Genomic DNA, 22,758 nt, shown 5'->3' with positions numbered 1-22,758 from the left:
TTCACAGATGGCGGCGTCGGGTAGAGACGTGCCGTTCGTACAGCTCACGTGCCTTGACCGCAGACGGTCGGGTCGCGGTTTCGGCCACAGGTACATCCCACCAGGCCTGCGCGGGCGGCGGGCCCGACACAGTGTCGGCCGTTTCGGTCTCCACGTAGACACAAGTGGGTGTGTCGGCCGCACGGGCTTCCGCGAGCGCCGCCCGCAGGCCCCGTACGGTCTTCGCGCGCAGCACCCGCATACCGAGGCTGGCCACGTTCGCGGCGAGGTCCACCGGGAGCGGCGCCCCCGTGTACGTACCGTCCTGCGCCTGGAACCGGTACGCGGTGCCGAACCGCTCGCCGCCCACCGACTCCGACAGGCCGCCGATGGACGCGTAACCGTGGTTCTGGATGAGCAGGATCTTGATCGCGATCCCCTCCTGCACGGCCGTCACGATCTCCGTCGGCATCATCAGGTACGTGCCGTCGCCGACCAGCGCCCACACGGGCCGGTGGGGCGCCGCGAGCTTCACGCCGATCGCGGCCGGGATCTCGTAGCCCATGCAGGAGTAGCCGTACTCCAGGTGGTACTGGTCGTAGGACCGCGCCCGCCACAGCTTGTGCAGGTCGCCCGGGAGCGAACCGGCCGCGTTGATGATCACGTCCGACTCGTCGGCGAGGGCGTCGAGGGCGCCGAGCACCTGGGACTGTGTCGGCCGTACGTCCGGCTCCTCGGCCTCGTAGCAGGCGTCGACGCGCTGTTCCCAGCGCTCCTTGTCCTCGGCGTACTCGCGGACGTACCCGTCCGTGACCCGGTGCTCGTGCATGCCCAGGGACTGGGTGAGCTCCTGGAGGCCGCTGCGGGCGTCCGCGACGAGCGGCATGCCGGCGAGCTTGTGGCCGTCGTACGGGGCGATGTTGAGGTTGAGGAAGCGGACGCCCGGGTGTTCGAAGAGGGTGCCGGAGGCGGTGGTGAAGTCGGTGTAGCGGGTGCCGACGCCGATCACCAGGTCGGCCAGGCGGGCGAGTTCGTCGGCCGTCGCGGTGCCGGTGTGGCCTACGCCGCCGACGTCCTGCGGGTGGTCGTAGCGCAGGGAGCCCTTGCCGGCCTGAGTGGAGGCGACCGGGATGCCGGTGGCCGCGGCGAACTCGGCGAGGGCCTCCTCGGCGCGGCTGTGGTGGACTCCGCCGCCCGCGATGAGCAGGGGGCGCTCGGCCGCCCGGATCGCGTTGACCGCCTCGGCGAGTTCGGTCGGGTCGGCACCCGGGCGGCGTACGACCCAGGTGCGCTCGGCGAAGAACTCGTCGGGCCAGTCGTAGGCCTCGGCCTGGACGTCCTGCGGGAGGGCGAGAGTCACGGCGCCGGTCTCGACGGGGTCCGTCAGGACCCGCATCGCTTGCAGCGCGGCCGGGATCAGGGCCTCGGGGCGGGTGATCCGGTCGAAGTACTTCGACACCGGGCGCAGACAGTCGTTGACCGACACATCGCCCGCGTACGTCACTTCCAGCTGCTGGAGGACCGGGTCCGCGGGGCGGGTGGCGAAGGTGTCGCCGGGGAGGAGCAGGACCGGAATGTGGTTGATCGTGGCGAGGGCGGCACCGGTGACCAGGTTGGTCGCGCCGGGACCGATGGAGGTCGTGACCGCGTGCGTCGACAGGCGGTTGGAGTGCCTCGCGTAACCGACCGCCGCGTGCACCATGGACTGCTCGTTGCGGCCCTGGTGGTACGGCATGTCGTCCGCGTACTCGACGAGCGCCTGGCCGAGCCCGGCGACGTTCCCGTGGCCGAAGATGCCCCAGGTCGCGCCGATCAGCCGCTGCCGTGTGCCGTCGCGCTCCGTGTACTGGACGGACAGGAAGCGGACGAGCGCCTGCGCGACCGTGAGCCTCGTCGTTGAGGTCTGCACCGTCATCGGTAACCCTCCGTGTGGTCAGGGTGGAAGCAGATCCGCCACTCCCGAGTCTTGCCCGGGCCCGCCATGACGTTCAGGTAGTACATGTCGTGGCCGGGCTGCGCGATCGACGGGCCGTGCCATCCGTCGGGGACGAGCACGGCATCGCCGGAGCGGACCTCCGCGAGAACGTCCGCTCCGCCCTCGCGCGAAGGGGATACGCGCTGATAGCCGAACCCGTTCGGGCCGTCGATCTCGAAGTAGTAGATCTCCTCCAGCTCCGCCTCCTCGCCCGGCCGGTGCTCGTCGTGCTTGTGGGGCGGGTACGAGGACCAGTTGCCGCCGGGCGTGATGACCTCGACGGCGATCAGCTTGTCGCAGTCGAAGGCGTCGGCGGAGGCGAAGTTGCGGACGTGGCGCAGGCAGTTGCCGCTGCCGCGCTGTTCCTGCGGGACCTCCGGCGCGGGGCCGTAGCGGGCGGGGAGTCGTCGCTCGCACTTCGCTCCTGCCAAAGCAAAGCGGCCGCCCGCGCCGGAGGCGATCTGTGCCCGGGCGTCACGGGGCACGTACGCGAAGTCGGTGACTCCGCTGAACACGCTTTCCCGGCCCAGGAGTTGGAACTCTTCACCCTCTGTTTGTACGGTACATCCGCCTTCCAGCGGGACGACGATCCACTCGCTGTCCCCGGTGGCGAAGGTGTGCGTGCCGCCCGGCTCCAGCTCGACGATCCGCAGACTGCTGTGGGTCCAGCCGGCCCGCTTGGGGTCGATGTCCACGGCGTACTGGGCGCCGGTCGTGGTGCCCTTGGCGAGATGGAGGTCGTTGCTCGTCATGCGGCCCTCACAGCAGTCCTACGGCGGTGTCCACGGCGGCGGCCACATCGCCGTCCGCCGGGTACAGCAGCGAACGTCCGACCACCAGGCCCTGGACGGTGGGGAGCTGAAGGGCGCCGCGCCACTTCTCGTACGCCCCGTCCTGGTCGTCGCCCACCTCGCCGCCGAGCAGCACGGCGGGCAGCGTGGAGGTCGCCATGACCTCGGCCATGTCGTCGGGGTTGTCGGTGACGGGGACCTTCAGCCAGGTGTAGGCCGAGCTGCCGCCCAGGCCGGACGCGATGGCGATCGACTTGGTGACGGCCTCGGCGGACAGATCGTTGCGGAGCTTGCCCGCGTCGCTGCGGCGGCTGATGAACGGCTCGACGAAGACCGGCAGCCGGCGCGCGGCCATGTCGTCGATGGCCCGCGCGGTGGACTCCAGGGTGGTGAGGGAGCCCGGGTCGTCGTAGTCGATCCGCAGCAGCAGTTTGCCCGCGTCGAAGGCGAGGCGCTCGATGTCCTCGGGGCGGTGGCCGGTGAAGCGGTCGTCGAGCTCGAAGCTGGCGCCCTGGAGGCCGCCGCGGTTCATCGAGCCCATGACGACCTTGCCGTCGAGGGCGCCGAGCAGCAGCAGGTCGTCGAGGATGTCGGCGGTGGCCAGGACGCCGTCGACGCCGGGGCGGCTCAGCGCCAGGCAGAGACGTTCCAGCAGGTCGACGCGGTTGGCCATGGCGAACTTGCGGTCACCGACACCGAGCGCGCCACGGGCCGGATGGTCGGCGGCGACGATCATCAGACGGCCGCTCGCGTCGAGCAGCGGACGGCGGAGCCGGCGGGCGGCGGCCTCGGCGATGGCCTCGGGCCGGTGGGCCCGGAGGCGGACGAGTTCGGAGACGTCGACGCGGGGCACGGGCCCGGGGGCGGCGGCGGTCATCGTACGGCTCCTGCCGCGAGGGCCGCTTCGACTTCGGCGGGCGTCGGCATCGCGGACGAGCACTCCAGCCGGGAAGCGACGATGGCGCCGGCCGCGTTCGCGTGCCGCATGATCTTCTCCAGATCCCAGCCCTCCAGCAGGCCGTGGCAGAGGGAGCCGCCGAAGGCGTCACCGGCGCCGAGGCCGTTGAGAACGCTCACCGGGAGCGGGGGGACCTCGGCGGACTCGCCCTTGCTGTTGACGGCGAGGACGCCCTTGGGGCCCTGCTTGACGACGGCGAGTTCGACCCCGGCGTCCAGCAGCGCGCGGGCGGCGGCCTGCGGCTCGCGTACCCCGGTGGCGACCTCCACCTCGTCGAGATTGCCGACGGCGACGGTGGTGTGCTTCAGGGCCTCGGTGTAGAACGGGCGGGCCGCGTCCGGGTCGGCCCAGAACATCGGGCGCCAGTCGAGGTCGAAGACCGTCGTACCCGCCTTGGCGCGATGGGCGAGGGCCGCGAGCGTCGCCGTACGGCTGGGCTCCTCGCTCAGGCCGGTGCCGGTGACCCAGAAGATGCGGGCCTCGCGGATGGCGTCCAGGTCGAGCTCGTGGGCGTCGATCTCCAGGTCGGGCGCCTTGGGCAGGCGGTAGAAGTACAGCGGGAAGTCGTCCGGCGGGAAGACCTCGCAGAAGGTGACCGGGGTCGGCAGTCCGGGGACCGGGGTGACCCAGCGGTCGTCGACGCCGAAGTCCCGCAGGGCCTCGTGCAGGTAGGTGCCGAAGGGGTCGTCGCCGGTGCGGGTGATCACCGCGGTGGCCCGGCCGAGACGGGCCGCGGCGACCGCGACGTTGGTGGCCGAGCCGCCCAGGAACTTCCCGAAGGACGTGACCTGCGGGAGCGGGACACCCGTCTGAAGCGGATACAGGTCCACTCCGATCCGTCCCATGGTGATCAGGTCGTACGCCATCGGTTTCCCTTCACGTCGGCTCTCCCCGGCTTTCTAGCCCCGCATGTGGAGCCCTGTCAATGTTTTGTCCAGACATTCGGACTAGAGCTTGACAGCGCTTGCTGTGCGATCGGAAGCTGACCGGCATGACGTCGTTGTCACCTCAGCCCTCACTGTCCCGCATCCGGATCGGCTCCGCGCCCGACTCCTGGGGAGTCTGGTTCCCGGACGATCCCCAGCAGGTCCCCTGGCGGCGCTTCCTCGACGAGGTCGCCGACTCCGGCTACGAGTGGATCGAGCTGGGCCCCTACGGATATCTGCCGACCGATCCGGCCGTCCTCACCGAGGAGACCGCGCGGCGTGGCCTGAAGGTGTCGGCCGGCACGGTGTTCACGGGCCTGCACCACGGCGAGGCGGTGTGGGAGAAGACCTGGGCGCACGTCGCGGACAACGCGGCGCTGGCTCAGGCCATGGGGGCGTCCCATCTGGTGGTCATCCCGTCCTTCTGGCGGGACGACAAGACCGGCGAGGTGCTGGAACCGGACACGCTCACGCCCGAGCAGTGGCGCAATCTCACCTCGCTGACCGAGCGCCTCGGCCGTGAGGTGCGGGAGCGGTACGGGCTCGACATCGTCGTCCACCCGCACGCCGACACCCACATCGACAGCGAGGAGAACGTCGTCCGCTTCCTGGACGGCACGGACTCGTCGCTGGTGTCGCTGTGCCTGGACACCGGGCACTACGCGTACTGCGGCGGCGACAGCGTCAAGCTCATCGAGACCTACGGGGAGCGGATCGGGTACCTGCACCTCAAGCAGGTGGACCCGGAGATCCTGGCCGAGGTGCGGGCTCAGGAGATGCCGTTCGGTCCGGCGGTCGCGCGCGGTGTGATGTGCGAGCCGCCGTCGGGGGTGCCGGCACTGGGGCCCGTCCTGGAGGCGGCGCAGAAGCTGGACGTCGACCTGTTCGCGATCGTCGAGCAGGACATGTACCCGTGCGAGCCGGACAGGCCGCTGCCGATCGCGCAGCGGACTCGGGCGTTTCTGAGGTCGTGCGGGGCGTAGGCAGTCCTCCGGGGCTCGACAGACGCAGGTCAGACACGGGTCAGACGCAGGTCAGACACGGGGATGTCAACGCGCCGCACCCTTGGACCGGCGTACGCCTTTGTGGCATTCGTGTCACAAAGGCCCCCTTCGTGTCACACATGTCGCGAGTACGCCGGTTTTGCGTCACACCCCGTGCACAGGCCCTGCCCTGCCTTCACTCTCCGTCGTTGACCGGGCACAGACTTTGTGATCGCCAGCGCAGTGCCCGGCTCCCCCGCCGGCCGTTCCCGGCCGCCGCCGCGGTACGCGCGGGGAGGTGCACCTCATGACCGACCGAAGGCTCTGGTCCTACAAGGAGATCGCGGCGCACATCCGGGTGCAGCCGGACACCGTGAGGTCCTACCGAAAACACGGGTTGCTGCCACCGCCGGACCATGTGGAGAGCGGCAAGCCGTTCTGGTACGCGGACACCGTCCGGTTGTGGGTCGCGTCCCGCCCGGGCAACCGCGCGCGAAGAGAGGGCTGACCCGGGAAAAGAAGCTGTGCCCCACCCGCTGGTGGGGCACAGTCGTTCCATGGATTTCTCCGTCAAGCCCGTCCTGACCGGTGAGAAGACCGTGCTACGGCCGTTCACCGAGGCCGACGCCGACGGCATCTGGGAGATCATCCAGGACCCGGAGGTCATCCGCTTCACCTTCGAGCCGTCCACCGAACTCACCTTGGAGCGGCTCCGGTCCTTCTACGGCTCCCGGGCCACGCAGCCCGACCGGCTCGATCTCGCCGTCACCGACCGGACCACCGGCGAACTGGTCGGCGAGGTCGTCCTGTACGAGTGGGATCCCACCGCCCGCAGCTGTACCTTCCGCACGCTCATCGGACCCCGGGGACGCGGCCGGGGCCTCGGCACTGAGGCCACCCGCCTGATCGTCGGCCACGGCTTCGGACAACTCGGTCTGCACCGGGTCCAGTTGGAGGTCTACGGGGACAACCACCGGGCCCGGCGCGTGTACGAGAAGGTCGGGTTCGTGGTCGAGGGGGTCCGGCGGGAAGCGGCGCTGCGTGACGGAGAGTGGACGGACGACGTGCTGATGGCCGTCCTCGACCGCGAGTGGGCCGCCCACCGCGGCTTCCCCGGCGGCGTCAGCTCCACGGCTCTATGACCGTCACCCCCGCCCCCGGCGCTGTCCCCATCGCGGCCAGCGCCGCGGGTGTCGCGTCCAGGGTGATCGTGGACGTCACCAGCAGGTCGGGCCTGAGCACTCCCGTGCGTACCAGTTCCAGCATCGGCGGATAGGTGTGCGCGGCCATGCCGTGGCTGCCGAGGAGTTCGAGTTCCAGGGCGACGGCGCGAGCCATGGGGACCGGTGTCGTGCCCGCCGGTGAGGGCAGCAGGCCGACCTGGATGTGGCGGCCCCGGCGGCGCAGGCCGTTCACGGAGGCGGCGCAGGTGACGGGCGAGCCGAGCGCGTCCAGAGAGAGGTGGGCGCCGCCGGCCGTCAGGTCGCGGACCGCCTGCGCCGTGTCCCCGATCCGCGAGGCGTCCACGCATTCCGCCGCCCCGAACTTCCGTGCCAGGTCCAGAGCGTGCGGTGACACGTCCACCGCCACCACCCTCGCCCCCGACGCCGCCGCGATCATCACCGCGGACAGTCCGACGCCCCCGCACCCGTGCACCGCGACCCACTCCCCCGCCGCCACCCGGCCCCGCTGCACCACCGCCCGGAACGCCGTGGCGAACCGGCAGCCGAGCGAGGCGGCCGTCGCGAAGGACATCTCCTCCGGTACGGCGACGAGGTTCACGTCCGCGTGGTCCAGCGCCACGTACTGGGCGAAGGAGCCCCAGTGGGTGGAGCCGGGCTGGGTCTGCCGCTCGCACACCTGCTGATCGCCCGCCGCACAGGACGGGCAGCTGCCGCAGGCGCACACGAAGGGGACGGTGACCCGGTCGCCGGGGCGCCATCCGGTCACCCGCGCGCCCACCGCCTCGACGACACCGGCGAGTTCATGCCCCGGCACGTGCGGCAGCGCGACGTCCGGGTCGTGGCCCTGCCAGGCGTGCCAGTCGCTGCGGCACAGTCCGGTGGCCTCGACGCGCACCACGACCCCCTGGTCCGCGGGCTCCGGGTCCGCCACCTCCCGTACCCCGGCAGGCTCCCCGTACCGCTCGAACACCACAGCCCGCATGCGCGCACCCCTCGCTTCCGCCGACCACCTCTGGTCGATGCCCATTAACGCCGATGGCCATTGACACCGACGGCCACTGGTAACACCGATGGCTACTGACGCCGGTGGCCACTGACGCCGACGACCATTGCACGGCGATGACCGTCAGCGGCGATGACCACTGACGGCGGAACGCTAACGCCGCGCCCCCACCTTGTCCCGCTCGCCCTCGATCACTGCCGCGGGCCGCTCCCCCTCGCTCAGCCCGAACCGCTCGTGGAAGCGCCGCAGCGGGCCCGGGGCCCACCAGGTCGCGCGGCCCGTGAGGCGCATGACCGCGGGGACCAGGAGACTGCGGACGATCATCGCGTCCATCAGGACCGCCAGGGCGATGCCCAGGCCGAGCATCTTGGTGTTGGTCACGCGAGACGTGCCGATGGCGACCATCACCGTCGCCAGGATCACCGCCGCCGCCGTGATCAGCCCGCCGGTGCGCTGGAGGCCGTGCCGGACCGCCTGATTGTGGTCGCCCGTCGCGTCGTACTCCTCCTTGATGCGGGAGAGCAGGAACACGCCGTAGTCCATGGACAGTCCGAAGGCCACGCAGAACATCAGGACCGGAAGGGTCGTCTCTATCGAGCCGGGGCTGGTGAAGCGGAGCAGGCCGGACAGATGGCCGTCCTGGAAGACCCAGACCACCGCGCCGAACATGGCCGTCAGGCTGAGCGCGTTGAGCACCACCGCCTGGATCGGAATCAGCACGCTGCCGGTCAGGAGGAAGACCAGGAGCAGGGTGACGATCACGATGAAGGCCCCCGCCCAGGGCAGTTCCTCGCCTATGGCGTCCTTGGAGTCGACCAGAACGGCCGCGGTGCCGGTCACCTTCGTGTCGAACGGGGCCCGCACCTCGCGCAGTTCACCCACCAGGCGCTGGGCGGGGTCGTCCACGGCCTCGCCCTTCGGCAGCACCGTGAAGTACGCCGCGTCGCCCTTCACCAGCGGGCCGTCTACCCGCAGCACCTCGGGCAGGTCCGCGACCCGCTCCTTGTACGCGGCGTACTGCGTCTGGGTCGCCCGCCCCTCGGCGAGGACTTCGAGGCCGCCGCCGGGGCTGCCCGGGAAGCCGTCCCGGATGTGCTGCTGCACGACGTGCGACTCGGCGGACGAGGGCAGCTGGCGGTCGTCCGCTGTGCCGAACTTCACGTTCAGGAAGGGCAGTCCGAGCAGGACGAGCACGGCCGCGGTGGCCAGGGCGAAGAACGGGGCGCGGCGCATGACGAGCGTCGCCGTGCGTGCCCAGGCCGTGCCCTCGGCGTCGGGTGGGTTCGGCTGCCCGCGCCGGAACAGGCGGCGCAGATCCAGGGAGTCGACCCGGTGGCCGAGCAGGACCAGGGCCGCCGGGAGCAGGATCAACGCGGCCACCGCCGCCAGCAGGACGACCGCGATGCCGGCGTAGGCGAAGGACCGCAGGAAGTACTGCGGGAACAGGAGCATCGCCGCCAGCGAGACCGCGACCGTGAGGGCGGAGAACAGGACCGTGCGGCCGGCCGTGCGCAGGGTGGTGCCGACCGCGGTCAACGGCTCGGCGCCGGTGGACAGTTCCTCGCGGAAGCGGCGGACGATGAAGAGCGCGTAGTCGATGGCGAGGCCGAGGCCCAGGGCCGTGGTGAGGTTCATCGCGAAGACGGAGACGTCGGTGAACTCGGTGAGGCCGCGCAGGACCGCGTTCGTCCCGAGGATCGCGACGATGCCGATGCCGAGCGGCAGCAGGGCGGCGATCGCGCTGCCGAAGACCATCACCAGCAGCACCAGCGTCACCGGCAGGGCGATCAGCTCGGCCCGGGTCAGGTCCTCCTGGATGATCGTCTGCATCTCGTGCCGTACCGCGACCGGGCCGCCGACGGTCACCTCCACCGGGCCGTGGGCGCCGCGATAGGAGGGCGCGATGCGGTCCAGGGTCTGGCCCATCCGCGTCTCGTCGCCCGTGATCCGGGCGGCGATCAGGGCCTCGCGGCCGTCCTTCGCGCGCAGGGTGGGGGCGCCGGACTGCCAGTAGGAGCCGACGCCTGTGACGCCCTTCTCGCCGGCCAGGCGCTCGGCGAGGCGCTTCGCCTCGGCGGCGACCGCCGGCGTGTCGACCGAGGCGGTGCCCGAGTCCACCAGGAGCAGGAGGTTGGGCTGGGAGGCGGGGAACTCGCGCTCCAGGGCCTTGGTCGCGTACGTGGACTCGGCGTTCGGGTCCTCCCAGCCGCCGGCGCCCAGGCGGTCGGCGACCCCGCTGCCGGCCACGACGGCGAGGGCGGTGAGCACGAGGGCGACGAGCAGCGACAGGCGCGGCCGGGCGGTCACGAAACGGGTCCAGCCGCCGATGCGCGGTGGCTCGTTGACTTCGGTCATCGTGCGGTGTCCCCTTCACCGTGAAACACATAAAATGGAAAACGCGAGAGATCGCTCGCGTTTCACTAGAATGCGAGCGACCGCTCGTGTTTGTCAACCGTGTTCGGAGAGCTTGGGGATAACGCGTGCCCGACAATCAGGACGACAGTCCGGCGAAGGAACAGCCGCGCCGCAGACAGGCGCGCGGCGAGCGCCGCATGACCCAACTCCTCGAAGCCGCCGCCAGCGTCTTCACCACCACCGGCTACACCGCCGCCAGCACCAACGCCATCGCCCGGGAGGCGGGCGTCTCGCCGGGCACGCTGTACCAGTTCTTCCCGAACAAGGAAGCGATCGCGATCGAGTTGGGCGACCGGCTCATGCACGAGATGCGGGACACCTACGGCGAGGCGCTCGCCCCGATCGACCCCGCGACCCCGCTGGAGGAGGCCGTCGGCGCCGCCGTCGACCGGTTCACCGACTTCAACACACAGCACCCGGTGTTCTTCGCACTGATGCACGGCCCCGACATCCCCGGCCGGATCACCGAGGAGCACGACGCCCTGCACGCGACCCTGGCCGGCCGGGTCGAAGCCCTGCTGTCCGCGCTCCTGCCCGACGCGTCCGCAGCCGACCTCGCCCGCACCGCGCAGGTCTGCCTGGGCCTGTACAAGGCGGGGCTGGAGCTGATCCTCGCCCACGAGGGCGCCGAACGCGAGGCGTACACCCAGGAGTTGAAGAACGTCCTGTTCCGCTACCTGGAACCGCTGGTCGGCCACCGGATGGCCCGTACCACGCGCCCCACGAAGACTCGGACTCCCTGACCGACCTTACCCCCTAGGGGTATAGTCTGGAGGTGTGCGGGCCCCACTGTGGGCCACCGCAGCCCCACATGCCTCTACGAGGAGAACGACATGACCGCTCAGACCGACACCCCCGGCTACGTCACCGCCGTCTACAAGGTGAGCGGGATGACCTGCGGACACTGCGAGGGCGCTGTCTCCGGCGAGATCTCCGAGATCGCCGGCGTCAGCTCGGTCGAGGCCGTCGCCACGAGCGGTGAGGTCACCGTCGTGTCCGCGGCTCCGCTCGACGAGGAGGCGGTGCGCGCCGCCGTCGACGAGGCCGGCTACGAGCTCGTCGGCAAGGCCTGATCGCATCCCGATCCGAGCACTCGGCACCGGGCCGTACCGGCCGACTCACACCGGTCCGGTACGGCCCGTCCGTCGTCTTCCGTCGTCTGGAGTACGGACATGACCAGCACCACCACACAGACGCCGACAGCCGACCCGTCCGAAGTCGAACTGCTCATCGGCGGAATGACCTGCGCCTCCTGCGCGGCCCGCGTCGAGAAGAAGCTCAACCGCATGGACGGCGTCACCGCCACGGTGAACTACGCGACGGAGAAGGCGAAGGTCAGCTACCCCGCGGGAACCGAGGTCGCCGAGCTGATCGCGACCGTGGTGAAGACCGGGTACACGGCCGAGGAGCCCGCACCCGAAGCACCCGAAGCGCATGAAGCGCATGAAGAGGCTGAAGGGCCTGAAGGGATGGCTTCCGGCAAGGACCTGGAGCTGACCGCCCTCCGGCAGCGCCTTTCCGTCTCCGCGCTGCTCGCCGTCCCCGTCGTACTCCTCTCCATGATTCCGGCGCTTCAGTTCGACAACTGGCAGTGGCTGGCGCTCACGCTCACCGCGCCGGTCGTGGTGTGGGGCGGACTGCCGTTCCACCGGGCCGCCTGGACGAACGTCCGGCACGGCGCGGCCACCATGGACACCCTGGTCTCGCTCGGCACGCTGGCCGCGTTCGGCTGGTCGCTGTGGGCGCTGTTCTTCGGCGAGGCGGGCATGCCGGGCATGCGCCACGGCTTCGAGTTCACCCCCGGAGCGGTAGCGACCAATGTCACAGTGCGCATGGACGGCGCCTCGACGATCTACCTCGAAGTCGCCGCCGGAGTCACCGCCTTCATCCTGCTCGGCCGCTACCTGGAGGCCCGCGCCAAGCGGCACGCGGGAGCGGCGCTCAGGGCACTGATGGAGCTGGGCGTGAAGGACGTGGCCGTGCTCCGCGAGGGGCGCGAGGTGCGCATTCCGGTGGCGCGGCTGGCCGTGGGCGACCGGTTCGTCGTACGGCCCGGAGAGAAGATCGCCACCGACGGCACGGTCGTCGAGGGCGTCTCCGCGGTGGACGCGTCCATGCTCACCGGGGAGTCCGCGCCGGTGGACGTCACGGCCGGCGACACGGTCACCGGCGCGACGGTCAACGCCGGCGGGCGGCTGGTCGTCGAGGCGACCCGAGTCGGCGCCGACACACAGCTCGCCCGGATGGCGAAGCTGGTGGAGGACGCGCAGAACGGCAAGGCCGAGGTGCAGCGGCTCGCCGACCGCGTCTCCGCGATCTTCGTACCGGTGGTCATCGCCCTCGCGGTCGCCACCTTCGGGGGATGGCTCGGCGCCACCGGCGACACGGTTGCCGCGTTCACCGCGGCCGTAGCCGTCCTGATCATCGCCTGCCCGTGCGCCCTGGGACTGGCCACGCCGACCGCCCTGCTGGTCGGCACCGGGCGCGGCGCCCAGCTCGGCATCCTGATCAAGGGCCCCGAGGTGCTGGAGTCCACGCGCCGCGTCGACACGGTCGTCCTGGACAAGACGGGCACGGTCACCACCGGCCGCATGACCCTCCAGGAGGTGTACGCCGCCGAGGACGCCGACGAGAAGGAGGTGCTGCGGCTCGCGGGCGCCCTGGAGCACGCCTCCGAGCATCCCGTCGCCCGGGCGATCGCCGTGGGCGCCGAGATGGGGGTCGGGCCGCTGCCGCGGGCCGAGCACTTCGAGAACGTGCCCGGACGAGGCGTACGCGGGCGCGTGGAGGGCCGTGAGGTCGCCGTGGGGCGGCTTTTCGACGTCCTTCCGGAGGAGTTGGCCCGCGCCAAGGACGAGGCCGAGAGGGACGGTCGTACGGCCGTCGTGGTCGGCTGGGACGGAGCGGCACGCGGTGTCGTCGCCGTCGCGGACGCGGTCAAGGAGACCAGCGCCGAGGCGGTGCGCGAACTGCGCGCGCTGGGGCTCACACCCGTACTGCTGACCGGGGACAACCGGACGGTGGCCGAGGCGGTCGCCAAGGCCGTCGGGATCGACCAGGTGGTCTCCGAGGTGCTGCCCGAGGACAAGGTCGACGTCGTACGGCGGCTCCAGGGCGAGGGGCGGATCGTCGCCATGGTCGGCGACGGCGTCAACGACGCGGCGGCGCTCGCCACCGCCGATCTGGGGCTGGCGATGGGGACCGGGACGGACGCGGCGATCGAGGCGGGCGATCTGACGCTGGTGCGCGGAGATCTGCGGGTGGCCGCGGACGCGATCCGGCTGTCCCGCAGGACGCTGTCCACGATCAAGGGAAATCTCGTGTGGGCCTTCGGCTACAACGTGGCCGCGCTGCCGCTGGCCGCCGCCGGACTGCTGAACCCGATGATCGCGGGGGCGACGATGGCCTTCTCGTCGGTGTTCGTGGTGACGAACAGCCTCCGGCTGCGGACCTTCCGATGAGCCCATTTCGACGCAGGGGCCCCCTGGAGTCCTGCGCCAGCCTCACATAAGCTCTTCACAGGGCTCGCGCATCATCCTTACGCTTGGGTCCGGATCACCACATCAAGGGCTCTTGCGCATCTAACGGACATATGCAAGAGACGCAGATCACAGTGATGTGAACGTAACCATCTAAGGGGTTCGAAGGTCTAAGTTGACGATGTCAGGAAGCGTCTTGGGGGGCGCCAACTGGCATCTGGGGATGTCTTGGGGGACTTCCTCAGGATTGCGTTGCCGGGACACGTACTTCGGGAAGCTTTGAGCGGCCCTACCGAGCGTGCGCTGTCCCGGCAGACCGCACACAGCAGTAGTACGACGAGTTCTGCTCGTTTTGCTCAAAGCGTTACCGCAACACAGCGATTCAGGCGCTGGTTCTCACAGACGCCCGGCCGGATCCCGTGGGGGGAATCCGCACCGGGACATGGGAAGGCGCCCTGACCGTCGGCCCGTGGGGGGACCGGCGGCAGGGCGCCTTCTTCTATGTACGGTTGCGGCTCAGCGCGCCTCGACCGGGATGAAGTCCCGCTCGACGACGCCCGTGTAGATCTGGCGCGGGCGGCCGATGCGGGAGCCCGGCTCCTTGATCATCTCGTGCCACTGGGCGATCCAGCCCGGCAGCCGGCCGAGGGCGAACAGGACCGTGAACATCTCGGTCGGGAAGCCCATGGCCCGGTAGATCAGGCCGGTGTAGAAGTCCACGTTCGGGTAGAGGCTGCGCGAGACGAAGTAGTCGTCGGAGAGCGCGTGCTCCTCCAGCTTCAGCGCGATGTCCAGCAGCTCGTCGGACTTGCCGAGGGCGGACAGCACGTCGTGCGCGGCGGCCTTGATGATCTTGGCGCGCGGGTCGAAGTTCTTGTAGACCCGGTGGCCGAAGCCCATCAGACGGACGCCGTCCTCCTTGTTCTTCACCTTGCGGATGAAGGAGTCCACGTCGCCGCCGGCGTCCCGGATGCCTTCCAGCATCTCCAGGACGGACTGGTTGGCGCCGCCGTGCAGCGGGCCCCACAGCGCGTTGATGCCGGCCGAGATCGAGGCGAACATGTTCGCCTGCGAGGAGCCGACCAGGCGGACGGTGGAGGTCGAACAGTTCTGCTCGTGGTCCGCGTGCAGGATGAGCAGCTTGTCCAGCGCGGAGACCACGGTCGGGTCGAGGTCGTACTCCTGCGCGGGGACCGAGAAGGTCATGCGGAGGAAGTTCTCCACATAGCCGAGGTCATTGCGCGGGTAGACGAACGGGTGGCCGATCGACTTCTTGTACGCGTAGGCCGCGATCGTCGGGAGCTTTGCGAGCAGCCGGATCGTGGAGAGATTGCGCTGCGTCTCGTCGAACGGGTTGTGGCTGTCCTGGTAGAACGTCGACAGCGCCGAGACGACCGACGACAGCATGGCCATCGGGTGGGCGTCGCGTGGGAAGCCCTTGTAGAAGTTCTTGACGTCCTCATGCAGCAGGGTGTGCTGCGTGATGTCGTTCTTGAACGAGGAGAGCTCGTCGACCGTGGGCAGCTCGCCGTTGATCAGCAGGTAGGCGACCTCCAAGAAGGTGGAGCGCTCGGCCAGCTGTTCGATCGGGTAGCCGCGGTAGCGGAGGATGCCGGACTCGCCGTCCAGGTAAGTAATGGAGGATTTGTAGGCGGCGGTATTGCCGTAGCCGCTGTCCAGCGTCACCAGACCGGTCTGGGCGCGGAGCTTGCCGATGTCGAAGCCCTTGTCGCCGACGGTGCTGTTGATCACCGGGTAGGTGTACTCGCCGTCGCCGTACCGCAGTACTACAGAGTTGTCGCTCACGTCTTCCCTCACCGACGTTGTGCCTCATCTTCGAGGTTGCCCTGACTGTCTCTACCATCCCCCATTTGGCGCAGAAGAGTGCACTCGGGGTCGGCCGTTGGGCTTATTCGCGGCACTCAGTGCCGCGAACTTGTCCATCCTGCCCCTCCTCCAGCCGGTTCCGGAAGGGCTCTGTGACCTTCGTGACTCATTTGATCGATCATTTTTTACGATGCCCGCTCCGAAGGGGTCCCAAGCGGAGCGTCACGCGCCGGAAAGCCGGAAGTCCAGAGCCGTGCAGCGCCGTCCCGCCGACACCGTGCGCACCGCCTGGCCGATCGCCTTGCGGGAACCGACGAGGACGACCAGCTTCTTGGCGCGGGTGACCGCCGTATACAACAGGTTCCGCTGGAGCATCATCCAGGCGCTGGTGGTGACCGGGATCACCACGGCCGGATATTCACTTCCCTGTGAACGGTGGATGGTCACCGCGTACGCGTGGGCCAGTTCGTCCAGTTCGTCGAATTCGTAACTCACCTCCTCGTCCTCGTCGGTCAGCACTGTGAGGCGCTGGTCGACCGGGTCGAGCGAGGTGACCACGCCCACGGTGCCGTTGAAGACACCGTTGGTGCCCTTCTCGTAATTGTTGCGAATCTGGGTGACCTTGTCGCCGACCCGGAAGACCCGGCCGCCGAACCGCTTCTCGGGCAGATCGGGGCGGCCGGGGGTCACCGCCTGCTGGAGCAGGCCGTTGAGGTTGCCCGCGCCGGCGGGGCCCCGGTGCATGGGCGCCAGCACCTGCACGTCCCGGCGCGGGTCGAGGCCGAACTTGGCCGGAATACGGCGAGCCGCCACGTCCACGGTGAGCCGGCCGACCTCTTCAGTGTCGTCCTCGACGAAGAGGAAGAAGTCCTTCATGCCGTCGGTGACCGGGTGCTGGCCGGAGTTGATCCGGTGCGCGTTCGTCACGACGCCGGACTGCTGGGCCTGGCGGAACACGCGCGTGAGGCGCACGGCCGGGATCGGGCCGCCCTCGGCCAGCAGGTCGCGCAGGACCTCCCCGGCGCCGACGCTGGGCAGCTGGTCCACATCTCCGACGAAGAGAAGATGGGCGCCCGGAGGCACCGCCTTGACCAGCTTGTTCGCGAGCAGGAGGTCCAGCATGGACGCCTCGTCGACCACCACCAGGTCGGCGTCCAGCGGGCGGTCCTTGTCGTAGGCCGCGTCGCCGCCGGGCTTCAGCTCCAGCAGGCGGTGGACGGTGGAGGCCTCTGCGCCGGTGAGCTCGGACAGGCGCTTGGCGGCGCGGCCGGTGGGGGCGGCCAGGACGACCTTGGCCTTCTTGGCGCGGGCCAGCTCCACGATCGAGCGGACCGTGAAGGACTTGCCGCAGCCGGGGCCGCCGGTGAGGACGGCGACCTTCTTGGTGAGCGCGAGTTTGACGGCGGCCTCCTGCTCGGGGGCGAGATCCGTGCCCGTACGACCCCTCAGCCACCCCAGCGCCTTGTCCCAGGCCACGTCGTGGAAGGCGGGCATCCGGTCCGCGTCCGTGCGCAGGAGGCGCAGCAGCTGGGCGGAGAGGGAGAGCTCGGCGCGATGGAAGGGGACCAGGTAGACCGCGGTGACGGGCTCGCCGTCCGGACCGGGCACCTTCTCCCGTACGACACCGGGGTCCTCCCCCTCCTCCGGAGGCGCCGCGAGCTCCGCGAGGCACTCGATGACCAGGCCGGTGTCGACCTGCAACAGCTTGACCGCGTCGGCGATCAGCCGCTCCTCGGGGAGGTAGCAGTGGCCCTGGTCGGTGGACTGCGACAGGGCGTACTGAAGGCCCGCCTTGACGCGCTCCGGGCTGTCGTGCGGGATGCCGACGGACTGGGCGATCTTGTCCGCGGTGAGGAAGCCGATGCCCCAGACGTCGGACGCCAGGCGGTACGGCTGGTTCTTCACGACCGAGATCGAGGCGTCGCCGTACTTCTTGTAGATGCGGACCGCGATCGACGTGGACACCTCGACGGTCTGGAGGAAGAGCATGACCTCCTTGATCGCCTTCTGTTCCTCCCAGGCGTCGGCGATCTTCTTGGTGCGCTTGGGGCCGAGGCCGGGGACCTCGATGAGCCGCTTGGGCTCCTCCTCGATGACCTGGAGGGTGTCCAGGCCGAAGTGCTGGGTGATGCGGTCGGCGAAGATCGGCCCGATGCCCTTGACCAGGCCGGAGCCGAGGTAGCGGCGGATGCCCTGGACGGTGGCCGGCAGGACCGTCGTGTAGTTCTCGACGGTGAACTGCTTGCCGTACTGGGGATGGGAGCCCCAGCGGCCCTCCATGCGCAGGGACTCGCCGACCTGGGCGCCGAGCAGCGCGCCGACGACCGTCAGCAGATCACCGGCGCCGCGGCCGGTGTCGACCCGGGCGACGGTGTAGCCGTTCTCCTCGTTGGCGTACGTGATCCGCTCCAGGACGCCTTCGAGTACGGCGAGCCGGCGCTCGTCGGTCCCCGTGGTCCCCGTGGTCCCTGTCGGTTGAGCCATGATCCGACGGTACCGCCCGGCACCGACAGCTCACCCGGCGTGTGCACAGCCGACCTGAACGGCCCGGGAGTACCCCGCGACATCACGATCCGGTCTCGGGGTCTTGTTTACTCGCGTGTAATCGATTCCAATCCTCTCTACATGTCGATGTAATCGATTCCACGAGGAGGTGGAGCGGCGATGGCGAGCATCAAGGACGTCGCCGCCGAGGCGGGGATGTCCGTCGCCACGGTGTCGCGCGTCCTGAACGACCACCCCTCGGTCAGCGCGGACGCACGCACGCGCGTGCTGGCCGCCGTCGAGACGCTGGGCTACCGCCCGAACGCCGTCGCCCGGTCCCTGCGCACCGACGAGACCCACACCCTCGGCCTGGTCATCAGCGACGTGATGAACCCGTACTTCACCGAGCTGGCCCGCTCCGTCGAGGAGGCGGCCCGCGCGCTGGGCTACAGCGTCATCATCGGCAACGCCGACGAACGCCCCGACCTCCAGGACCACCACGTACGGACCCTGCTGGACCGCCGTATCGACGGGCTGCTGGTCTCCCCGACCGACGGCGGCTCGCCGCTGATCCTGGACGCCGCGCGCGCGGGGACGCCGATGGTCTTCGTGGACCGGTGGATCCCGGGCGTGGACGTGCCCGTGGTCCGGGCCGACGGGCTGGAGGCCGTACGGGACCTCGTGGCGCATCTGCACGGCCTCGGCCACCGGCGGCTCGCGATCATCGCGGGGCCGGCGGCCACCACGACCGGCCTGGAGCGTGTGCAGGCCTTCAGGGAGGCGCTGCGGGCGTACGGTCTCGGTCTTCCCGACGCCTATATCGGGCAGGGCGACTTCCAGGCCGACAGCGGGCGACGGGTCACCGAGGGCTTCCTCGACCTGCCCGAGCCGCCCGAGGTCGTGTTCGCCACGGACAACCTGATGGCCTTGGGCGCGCTGGACGCCATCCGCGCGCGCGGGCTGCGGGTGCCGCGGGACATCGCGCTGGCCGCGTTCGACGACATCCCCTGGTTCGTGCACACCGATCCGCCGATCACCGCGATCGCCCAGCCCACGGGCGAGCTGGGGCGCGCCGCCGTGCACGCGCTGATCGACCGCATCGAGGGACGGCCTGCCGAGTCCGTCACCCTCCCCGCCCGTCTCGTCGTACGCCGCTCGTGCGGCGAGCCGGGCACCGAACAGTCCCCCGTACAGCAGTCCCCCGTACAGCAGTCCCCAGTACAGCAGTCCCCCGTACAAAGGAGTACGTCGTGAGCAACGCGGACGAGTTGCTGCGCATCGAGGGCATACGGAAGACCTTCCCGGGTGTGGTCGCGCTCGACAGCGTCGACTTCGACCTGCGCCGCGGCGAGGTGCATGTGCTCCTCGGCGAGAACGGCGCGGGCAAGAGCACCCTCATCAAGATGCTCTCCGGCGCCTACACACCCGACGCCGGGAGGATCCTGGCCGGCGGCAAGGAGGTGCGCATCCATGGTGCGCAGGACTCCGAGCGCCTCGGGATCGCCACCATCTACCAGGAGTTCAACCTCGTTCCCGATCTGACGGTCGCCGAGAACATCTTCCTGGGGCGGCAGCCGCGCCGCCTGGGGATGATCGACCGGAAGAGGATGGAAGCCGATGCCGCCGTCCTCCTGGAGCGGGTCGGCGTCAATGTGTCCCCACGCGCGCGTGTGCGTGAACTCGGCATCGCGCGCCTGCAGATGGTCGAGATCGCGAAGGCGCTGAGCCTGAACGCGCGCGTGCTGATCATGGACGAGCCGACCGCAGTCCTCACCTCCGAGGAGGTGGAGAAACTCTTCGCGATCGTGCGCACGCTGCGCGAGGACGGCGTGGGAATCGTCTTCATCACCCACCACCTGGACGAGATCGCCGCCCTGGGCGACCGCGTCACCGTCATCCGCGACGGCAAGAGCGTCGGGCAGGTCCCCGCCACCACGCCCGAGGACGAGCTCGTACGCCTGATGGTGGGCCGGTCGATCGAGCAGCAGTATCCGCGCGAACGGGCCGAGACCGGGACCGCGTTGCTCACCGTCGAGGGGCTGACCAGGGACGGTGTCTTTCGCGACGTCACCTTCGAGGTGCACGCGGGCGAGGTCGTCGGCATCGCCGGGCTCGTCGGGGCCGGTCGTACGGAGGTCGTGCGGGCCGTGTTCGGCGCGGACCCGTACGACAAGGGTGCGGTGACGGTCGCGGGCGCCCGGCTGCGGCGGCACGACGTGAACGCCGCCCTGGCGGCCGGGATCGGGCTCGTACCCGAGGACCGCAAGGGCCAGGGGCTGGTCCTTGACGCCTCCGTCGAGGAGAACCTCGGCCTGGTGACCATGCGCGCCGCGACCCGCGCGGGACTCGTCGACCTCAAGGGCCAGCGTGCGTCGGCCACCCGGATCGCCGAGCAGCTGGGGGTGCGGATGGCCGGGCTCGGTCAGCACGTGCGGACCCTGTCCGGCGGCAACCAGCAGAAGGTCGTCATCGGCAAGTGGCTGCTCGCGGACACCAAGGTGCTGATCCTCGACGAGCCGACGCGCGGCATCGACGTCGGCGCCAAGGTCGAGATCTACCAGCTGATCAACGAACTGACGGCCGCCGGAGCCGCCGTCCTGATGATCTCCAGCGATCTGCCCGAAGTGCTCGGCATGAGCGACCGGGTGCTGGTGATGGCCCAGGGCCGGATCGCGGGCGAGCTGTCCGCCGACGAGGCCACGCAGGACGCGGTGATGGCCCTCGCCGTGAGCAACCCCACCACCACTGATGAACTGGAGGCCGGCCGTGGCCGCTGACACGCTCAAGAGCCGGGCCGGCGCCGATGGCGCCACGGCGGTCCGCCGTCTGCTGCTCGACAACGGCGCGCTCACCGCGCTGATCGTCCTCGTCGTCGCCATGTCGGCGCTGTCGGGCGACTTCCTGACCACGGACAACATGCTCAATGTCGGTGTCCAGGCGGCCGTGACCGCCATCCTCGCCTTCGGCGTGACCTTCGTGATCGTCTCGGCGGGCATCGACCTGTCGGTGGGCTCGGTGGCGGCCCTGTCGGCCACCGTCCTGGCCTGGAGCGCCACTTCGCACGGCGTCCCGGTCGTCATAGCGGTCGTCCTCGCCGTCGCCACCGGTATCGCGGCCGGCCTGGTCAACGGCTTCCTCATCGCGTACGGCAAGCTGCCCCCGTTCATCGCGACGCTCGCCATGCTGTCGGTGGCCCGCGGTCTGTCGCTGGTGATCTCGGAGGGCTCGCCGATCGCCTTCCCCGACTCCGTCTCGCACCTCGGGGACACGCTCGGCGGCTGGCTGCCGGTGCCGGTGCTCGTGATGATCGTGATGGGGCTGATCGCCGCCTTCGTGCTCGGCCGGACCTACATCGGCCGCTCCATGTACGCGATCGGCGGCAACGAGGAGGCCGCTCGCCTCTCCGGCCTGCGGGTGAAGAAGCAGAAGCTCGCCATCTACGCCCTGTCCGGCGTCTTCGCCGCCGCGGCGGGCATCGTGCTCGCCTCCCGGCTGTCCTCCGCGCAGCCGCAGGCCGCCGACGGCTACGAGCTGGACGCCATCGCCGCGGTCGTCATCGGCGGCGCCTCGCTCGCCGGCGGTACCGGTAAGGCATCCGGGACGCTGATCGGCGCGCTGATTCTGGCGGTCCTGCGTAATGGACTGAACCTGCTGTCCGTGTCCGCCTTCTGGCAGCAGGTCGTCATCGGTGTCGTGATCGCGCTGGCGGTGCTGCTGGACACGCTGCGCCGCAAGGCCGGGGCGACGCCGATGGCCGCGGGCACCGGCATGGGAGGGGGTAAGGGCAAGCAGGCGACGACGTACGCGCTGGCGGCAGTGGTCACCGTGGCGATCGTCGGTGCGACCTCGTTCCTGCACAACGGCAACTCGTCGTCCTCGACCCCGAAGATGGGCCTGTCCCTGTCCACCCTCAACAACCCCTTCTTCGTGCAGATCCGGGCGGGCGCCCAGGCCGAGGCGAAGAAGCTGGGCGTGGACCTGACTGTCACGGACGCGCAGAACGACGCCTCCCAGCAGGCCAACCAGCTTCAGAACTTCACCAGTTCGGGCCTCGGCGCGATCATCGTCAACCCGGTGGACTCGGACGCGGCGGGCCCGTCGGTGCGAGCGGCCGACAAGGCGAAGATCCCGGTCATCGCCGTGGACCGGGTCGTCAACAAGGCGACGACGGACACACTGGTCGCCTCCGACAACGTCAAGGGCGGCGAGCTGTCCGCCAAGACGATCGCCGACAAGCTGGGCGGCAAGGGCAAGATCGTGATCCTTCAGGGCCAGGCCGGCACATCGGCCGCCCGCGAGCGTGCCGAGGGCTTCGCCAACGGTCTCAAGGCCTACCCGGGCATCCAGGTGGTGGCCCAGCAGCCCGCGGACTTCGACCGCACCAAGGGCCTCGACGTGATGTCGAACCTGCTCCAGGCCCACCCGGACGTCCAGGGCGTCATCGCCGCCAACGACGAGATGGCCCTCGGCGCGATCAAGGCGCTGGGATCGAAGGCCGGCAAGTCGGTCTCCGTCGTCGGCTTCGACGGCACGCCCGACGGGCTGACGGCGGTCAAGGACGGCACGCTGTACGCGTCCGTGGCACAGCAGCCGACCCAGCTGGGCCGGATCGCGGTGGACAATGCGTTGCGAGCGCTCGAGGGCAAGAAGGTCGAGGAGACGGTGAAGGTGCCGGTGAAGGTGGTCACGAAGGAGAACGTGGCCGGGTTCAGCGGCTGACATCGGCGAGGGGGCGGGCGGTCGTTGCCCAGCGG

At 70.0% G+C, this 22,758-nt stretch carries 17 protein-coding genes; 9 read left to right on the top strand and 8 right to left on the bottom strand.

All coding sequences use genetic code 11. From position 1 onward, the window contains the following. Window position 1: 1 nt before the first annotated feature. Genes iolD through iolC form a run of 4 tightly spaced genes read right to left on the bottom strand, consistent with a single transcriptional unit; the run spans window position 2 to window position 4,569 of the window. The gene (gene iolD / locus AB0I77_RS00405; protein ID WP_363280026.1) at window positions 2-1,894 is read right to left on the bottom strand and encodes a 3D-(3,5/4)-trihydroxycyclohexane-1,2-dione acylhydrolase (decyclizing); all 1,893 of its coding nucleotides are present in this window, start codon (window positions 1,892-1,894) and stop codon (window positions 2-4) included. Then, on the bottom strand, window positions 1,891-2,706 hold the full coding sequence (gene iolB / locus AB0I77_RS00400) for a 5-deoxy-glucuronate isomerase (RefSeq protein WP_363280025.1): 816 nt from the start codon (window positions 2,704-2,706) through the stop codon (window positions 1,891-1,893). The genes iolD and iolB overlap by 4 nt, the downstream gene beginning before the upstream one ends. A gap of 7 nt (window positions 2,707-2,713) precedes the next feature. Next, window positions 2,714-3,622: a deoxyribose-phosphate aldolase gene (locus tag AB0I77_RS00395; protein ID WP_363280024.1), complete on the bottom strand. Its 909-nt coding sequence runs from the start codon at window positions 3,620-3,622 to the stop codon at window positions 2,714-2,716. Continuing rightward, on the bottom strand, window positions 3,619-4,569 hold the full coding sequence (gene iolC / locus AB0I77_RS00390) for a 5-dehydro-2-deoxygluconokinase (protein ID WP_363280023.1): 951 nt from the start codon (window positions 4,567-4,569) through the stop codon (window positions 3,619-3,621). Before iolC ends, AB0I77_RS00395 begins: the two co-directional genes overlap by 4 nt. Window positions 4,570-4,694: 125 nt before the next feature. Between iolC and AB0I77_RS00385 the strand changes: the two genes are divergently transcribed. The 3 genes from AB0I77_RS00385 (at window position 4,695) to AB0I77_RS00375 (ending at window position 6,754) form a co-directional block, all read left to right on the top strand. Beyond that, window positions 4,695-5,612, top strand: coding sequence for a sugar phosphate isomerase/epimerase (locus tag AB0I77_RS00385; protein WP_363280022.1), 918 nt, complete (start codon window positions 4,695-4,697; stop codon window positions 5,610-5,612). Window positions 5,613-5,919: 307 nt separating this feature from the next. Next, the gene (locus AB0I77_RS00380; protein ID WP_363280021.1) at window positions 5,920-6,120 is read left to right on the top strand and encodes a MerR family transcriptional regulator; all 201 of its coding nucleotides are present in this window, start codon (window positions 5,920-5,922) and stop codon (window positions 6,118-6,120) included. Between the two features lie 49 nt (window positions 6,121-6,169). Next, window positions 6,170-6,754: a GNAT family protein gene (locus AB0I77_RS00375; protein WP_363280020.1), complete on the top strand. Its 585-nt coding sequence runs from the start codon at window positions 6,170-6,172 to the stop codon at window positions 6,752-6,754. On the opposite strand, the gene AB0I77_RS00370 is transcribed toward AB0I77_RS00375, so the two are convergent. Next, window positions 6,735-7,778: a zinc-dependent alcohol dehydrogenase family protein gene (locus AB0I77_RS00370; protein WP_363280019.1), complete on the bottom strand. Its 1,044-nt coding sequence runs from the start codon at window positions 7,776-7,778 to the stop codon at window positions 6,735-6,737. The genes AB0I77_RS00375 and AB0I77_RS00370 overlap by 20 nt on opposite strands. A 174-nt stretch (window positions 7,779-7,952) precedes the next feature. After that, entirely contained in the window at window positions 7,953-10,154 is a 2,202-nt protein-coding gene (locus AB0I77_RS00365; protein ID WP_363280018.1) for an MMPL family transporter, read from the bottom strand. A gap of 125 nt (window positions 10,155-10,279) precedes the next feature. On the opposite strand from AB0I77_RS00365, the gene AB0I77_RS00360 reads away from it, so the two are divergent. The 3 genes from AB0I77_RS00360 (at window position 10,280) to AB0I77_RS00350 (ending at window position 13,675) form a co-directional block, all read left to right on the top strand. Continuing rightward, window positions 10,280-10,957, top strand: coding sequence for a TetR/AcrR family transcriptional regulator (locus AB0I77_RS00360; protein WP_363280017.1), 678 nt, complete (start codon window positions 10,280-10,282; stop codon window positions 10,955-10,957). 90 nt (window positions 10,958-11,047) lie between these two features. Continuing rightward, on the top strand, window positions 11,048-11,287 hold the full coding sequence (locus AB0I77_RS00355) for a heavy-metal-associated domain-containing protein (RefSeq protein ID WP_363280016.1): 240 nt from the start codon (window positions 11,048-11,050) through the stop codon (window positions 11,285-11,287). Window positions 11,288-11,386: 99 nt separating this feature from the next. Then, a complete protein-coding gene (locus AB0I77_RS00350) occupies window positions 11,387-13,675 on the top strand; it encodes a heavy metal translocating P-type ATPase (RefSeq protein WP_363280015.1) in 2,289 nt (762 codons plus the stop codon). A gap of 534 nt (window positions 13,676-14,209) precedes the next feature. On the opposite strand, the gene AB0I77_RS00345 is transcribed toward AB0I77_RS00350, so the two are convergent. Then, a complete protein-coding gene (locus tag AB0I77_RS00345; protein ID WP_363280014.1) occupies window positions 14,210-15,499 on the bottom strand; it encodes a citrate synthase in 1,290 nt (429 codons plus the stop codon). A 243-nt stretch (window positions 15,500-15,742) separates the two neighbouring features. Continuing rightward, the gene (locus AB0I77_RS00340; protein WP_363280013.1) at window positions 15,743-18,004 is read right to left on the bottom strand and encodes an ATP-dependent RecD-like DNA helicase; all 2,262 of its coding nucleotides are present in this window, start codon (window positions 18,002-18,004) and stop codon (window positions 15,743-15,745) included. A gap of 180 nt (window positions 18,005-18,184) precedes the next feature. Between AB0I77_RS00340 and AB0I77_RS00335 the strand changes: the two genes are divergently transcribed. Genes AB0I77_RS00335 through AB0I77_RS00325 form a run of 3 tightly spaced genes read left to right on the top strand, consistent with a single transcriptional unit; the run spans window position 18,185 to window position 22,723 of the window. After that, window positions 18,185-19,258: a LacI family DNA-binding transcriptional regulator gene (locus tag AB0I77_RS00335; RefSeq protein ID WP_363280012.1), complete on the top strand. Its 1,074-nt coding sequence runs from the start codon at window positions 18,185-18,187 to the stop codon at window positions 19,256-19,258. Continuing rightward, window positions 19,255-20,781, top strand: coding sequence for a sugar ABC transporter ATP-binding protein (locus AB0I77_RS00330; RefSeq protein ID WP_363280011.1), 1,527 nt, complete (start codon window positions 19,255-19,257; stop codon window positions 20,779-20,781). The genes AB0I77_RS00335 and AB0I77_RS00330 overlap by 4 nt, the downstream gene beginning before the upstream one ends. Then, the gene (locus AB0I77_RS00325) at window positions 20,771-22,723 is read left to right on the top strand and encodes a substrate-binding domain-containing protein (RefSeq protein WP_363280010.1); all 1,953 of its coding nucleotides are present in this window, start codon (window positions 20,771-20,773) and stop codon (window positions 22,721-22,723) included. Before AB0I77_RS00330 ends, AB0I77_RS00325 begins: the two co-directional genes overlap by 11 nt. Window positions 22,724-22,758: the final 35 nt, after the last annotated feature.

It is taken from the genome of Streptomyces sp. NPDC050619 (genome assembly GCF_040654815.1).
Classification (GTDB): domain Bacteria; phylum Actinomycetota; class Actinomycetes; order Streptomycetales; family Streptomycetaceae; genus Streptomyces.
Note: the sequence above shows the minus strand (reverse complement) of the source record. Positions and strands in the feature narration are given on the sequence as shown.

What these genes read in the sequence shown, in the direction of transcription:
- AB0I77_RS00375 (WP_363280020.1), top strand. Translation starts at nt 6,170, where the DNA reads ATGGATTTCTCCGTCAAGCCCGTCCTGACCGGTGAGAAGACCGTGCTA.
- AB0I77_RS00335 (WP_363280012.1), top strand. Translation starts at nt 18,185, where the DNA reads ATGGCGAGCATCAAGGACGTCGCCGCCGAGGCGGGGATGTCCGTCGCC.
- iolB (WP_363280025.1), bottom strand. Translation starts at nt 2,706, where the DNA reads ATGACGAGCAACGACCTCCATCTCGCCAAGGGCACCACGACCGGCGCC.
- AB0I77_RS00365 (WP_363280018.1), bottom strand. Translation starts at nt 10,154, where the DNA reads ATGACCGAAGTCAACGAGCCACCGCGCATCGGCGGCTGGACCCGTTTC.
- AB0I77_RS00380 (WP_363280021.1), top strand. Translation starts at nt 5,920, where the DNA reads ATGACCGACCGAAGGCTCTGGTCCTACAAGGAGATCGCGGCGCACATC.
- iolC (WP_363280023.1), bottom strand. Translation starts at nt 4,569, where the DNA reads ATGGCGTACGACCTGATCACCATGGGACGGATCGGAGTGGACCTGTAT.
- AB0I77_RS00355 (WP_363280016.1), top strand. Translation starts at nt 11,048, where the DNA reads ATGACCGCTCAGACCGACACCCCCGGCTACGTCACCGCCGTCTACAAG.
- AB0I77_RS00340 (WP_363280013.1), bottom strand. Translation starts at nt 18,004, where the DNA reads ATGGCTCAACCGACAGGGACCACGGGGACCACGGGGACCGACGAGCGC.
- AB0I77_RS00395 (WP_363280024.1), bottom strand. Translation starts at nt 3,622, where the DNA reads ATGACCGCCGCCGCCCCCGGGCCCGTGCCCCGCGTCGACGTCTCCGAA.
- AB0I77_RS00370 (WP_363280019.1), bottom strand. Translation starts at nt 7,778, where the DNA reads ATGCGGGCTGTGGTGTTCGAGCGGTACGGGGAGCCTGCCGGGGTACGG.
- AB0I77_RS00350 (WP_363280015.1), top strand. Translation starts at nt 11,387, where the DNA reads ATGACCAGCACCACCACACAGACGCCGACAGCCGACCCGTCCGAAGTC.
- AB0I77_RS00385 (WP_363280022.1), top strand. Translation starts at nt 4,695, where the DNA reads ATGACGTCGTTGTCACCTCAGCCCTCACTGTCCCGCATCCGGATCGGC.
- iolD (WP_363280026.1), bottom strand. Translation starts at nt 1,894, where the DNA reads ATGACGGTGCAGACCTCAACGACGAGGCTCACGGTCGCGCAGGCGCTC.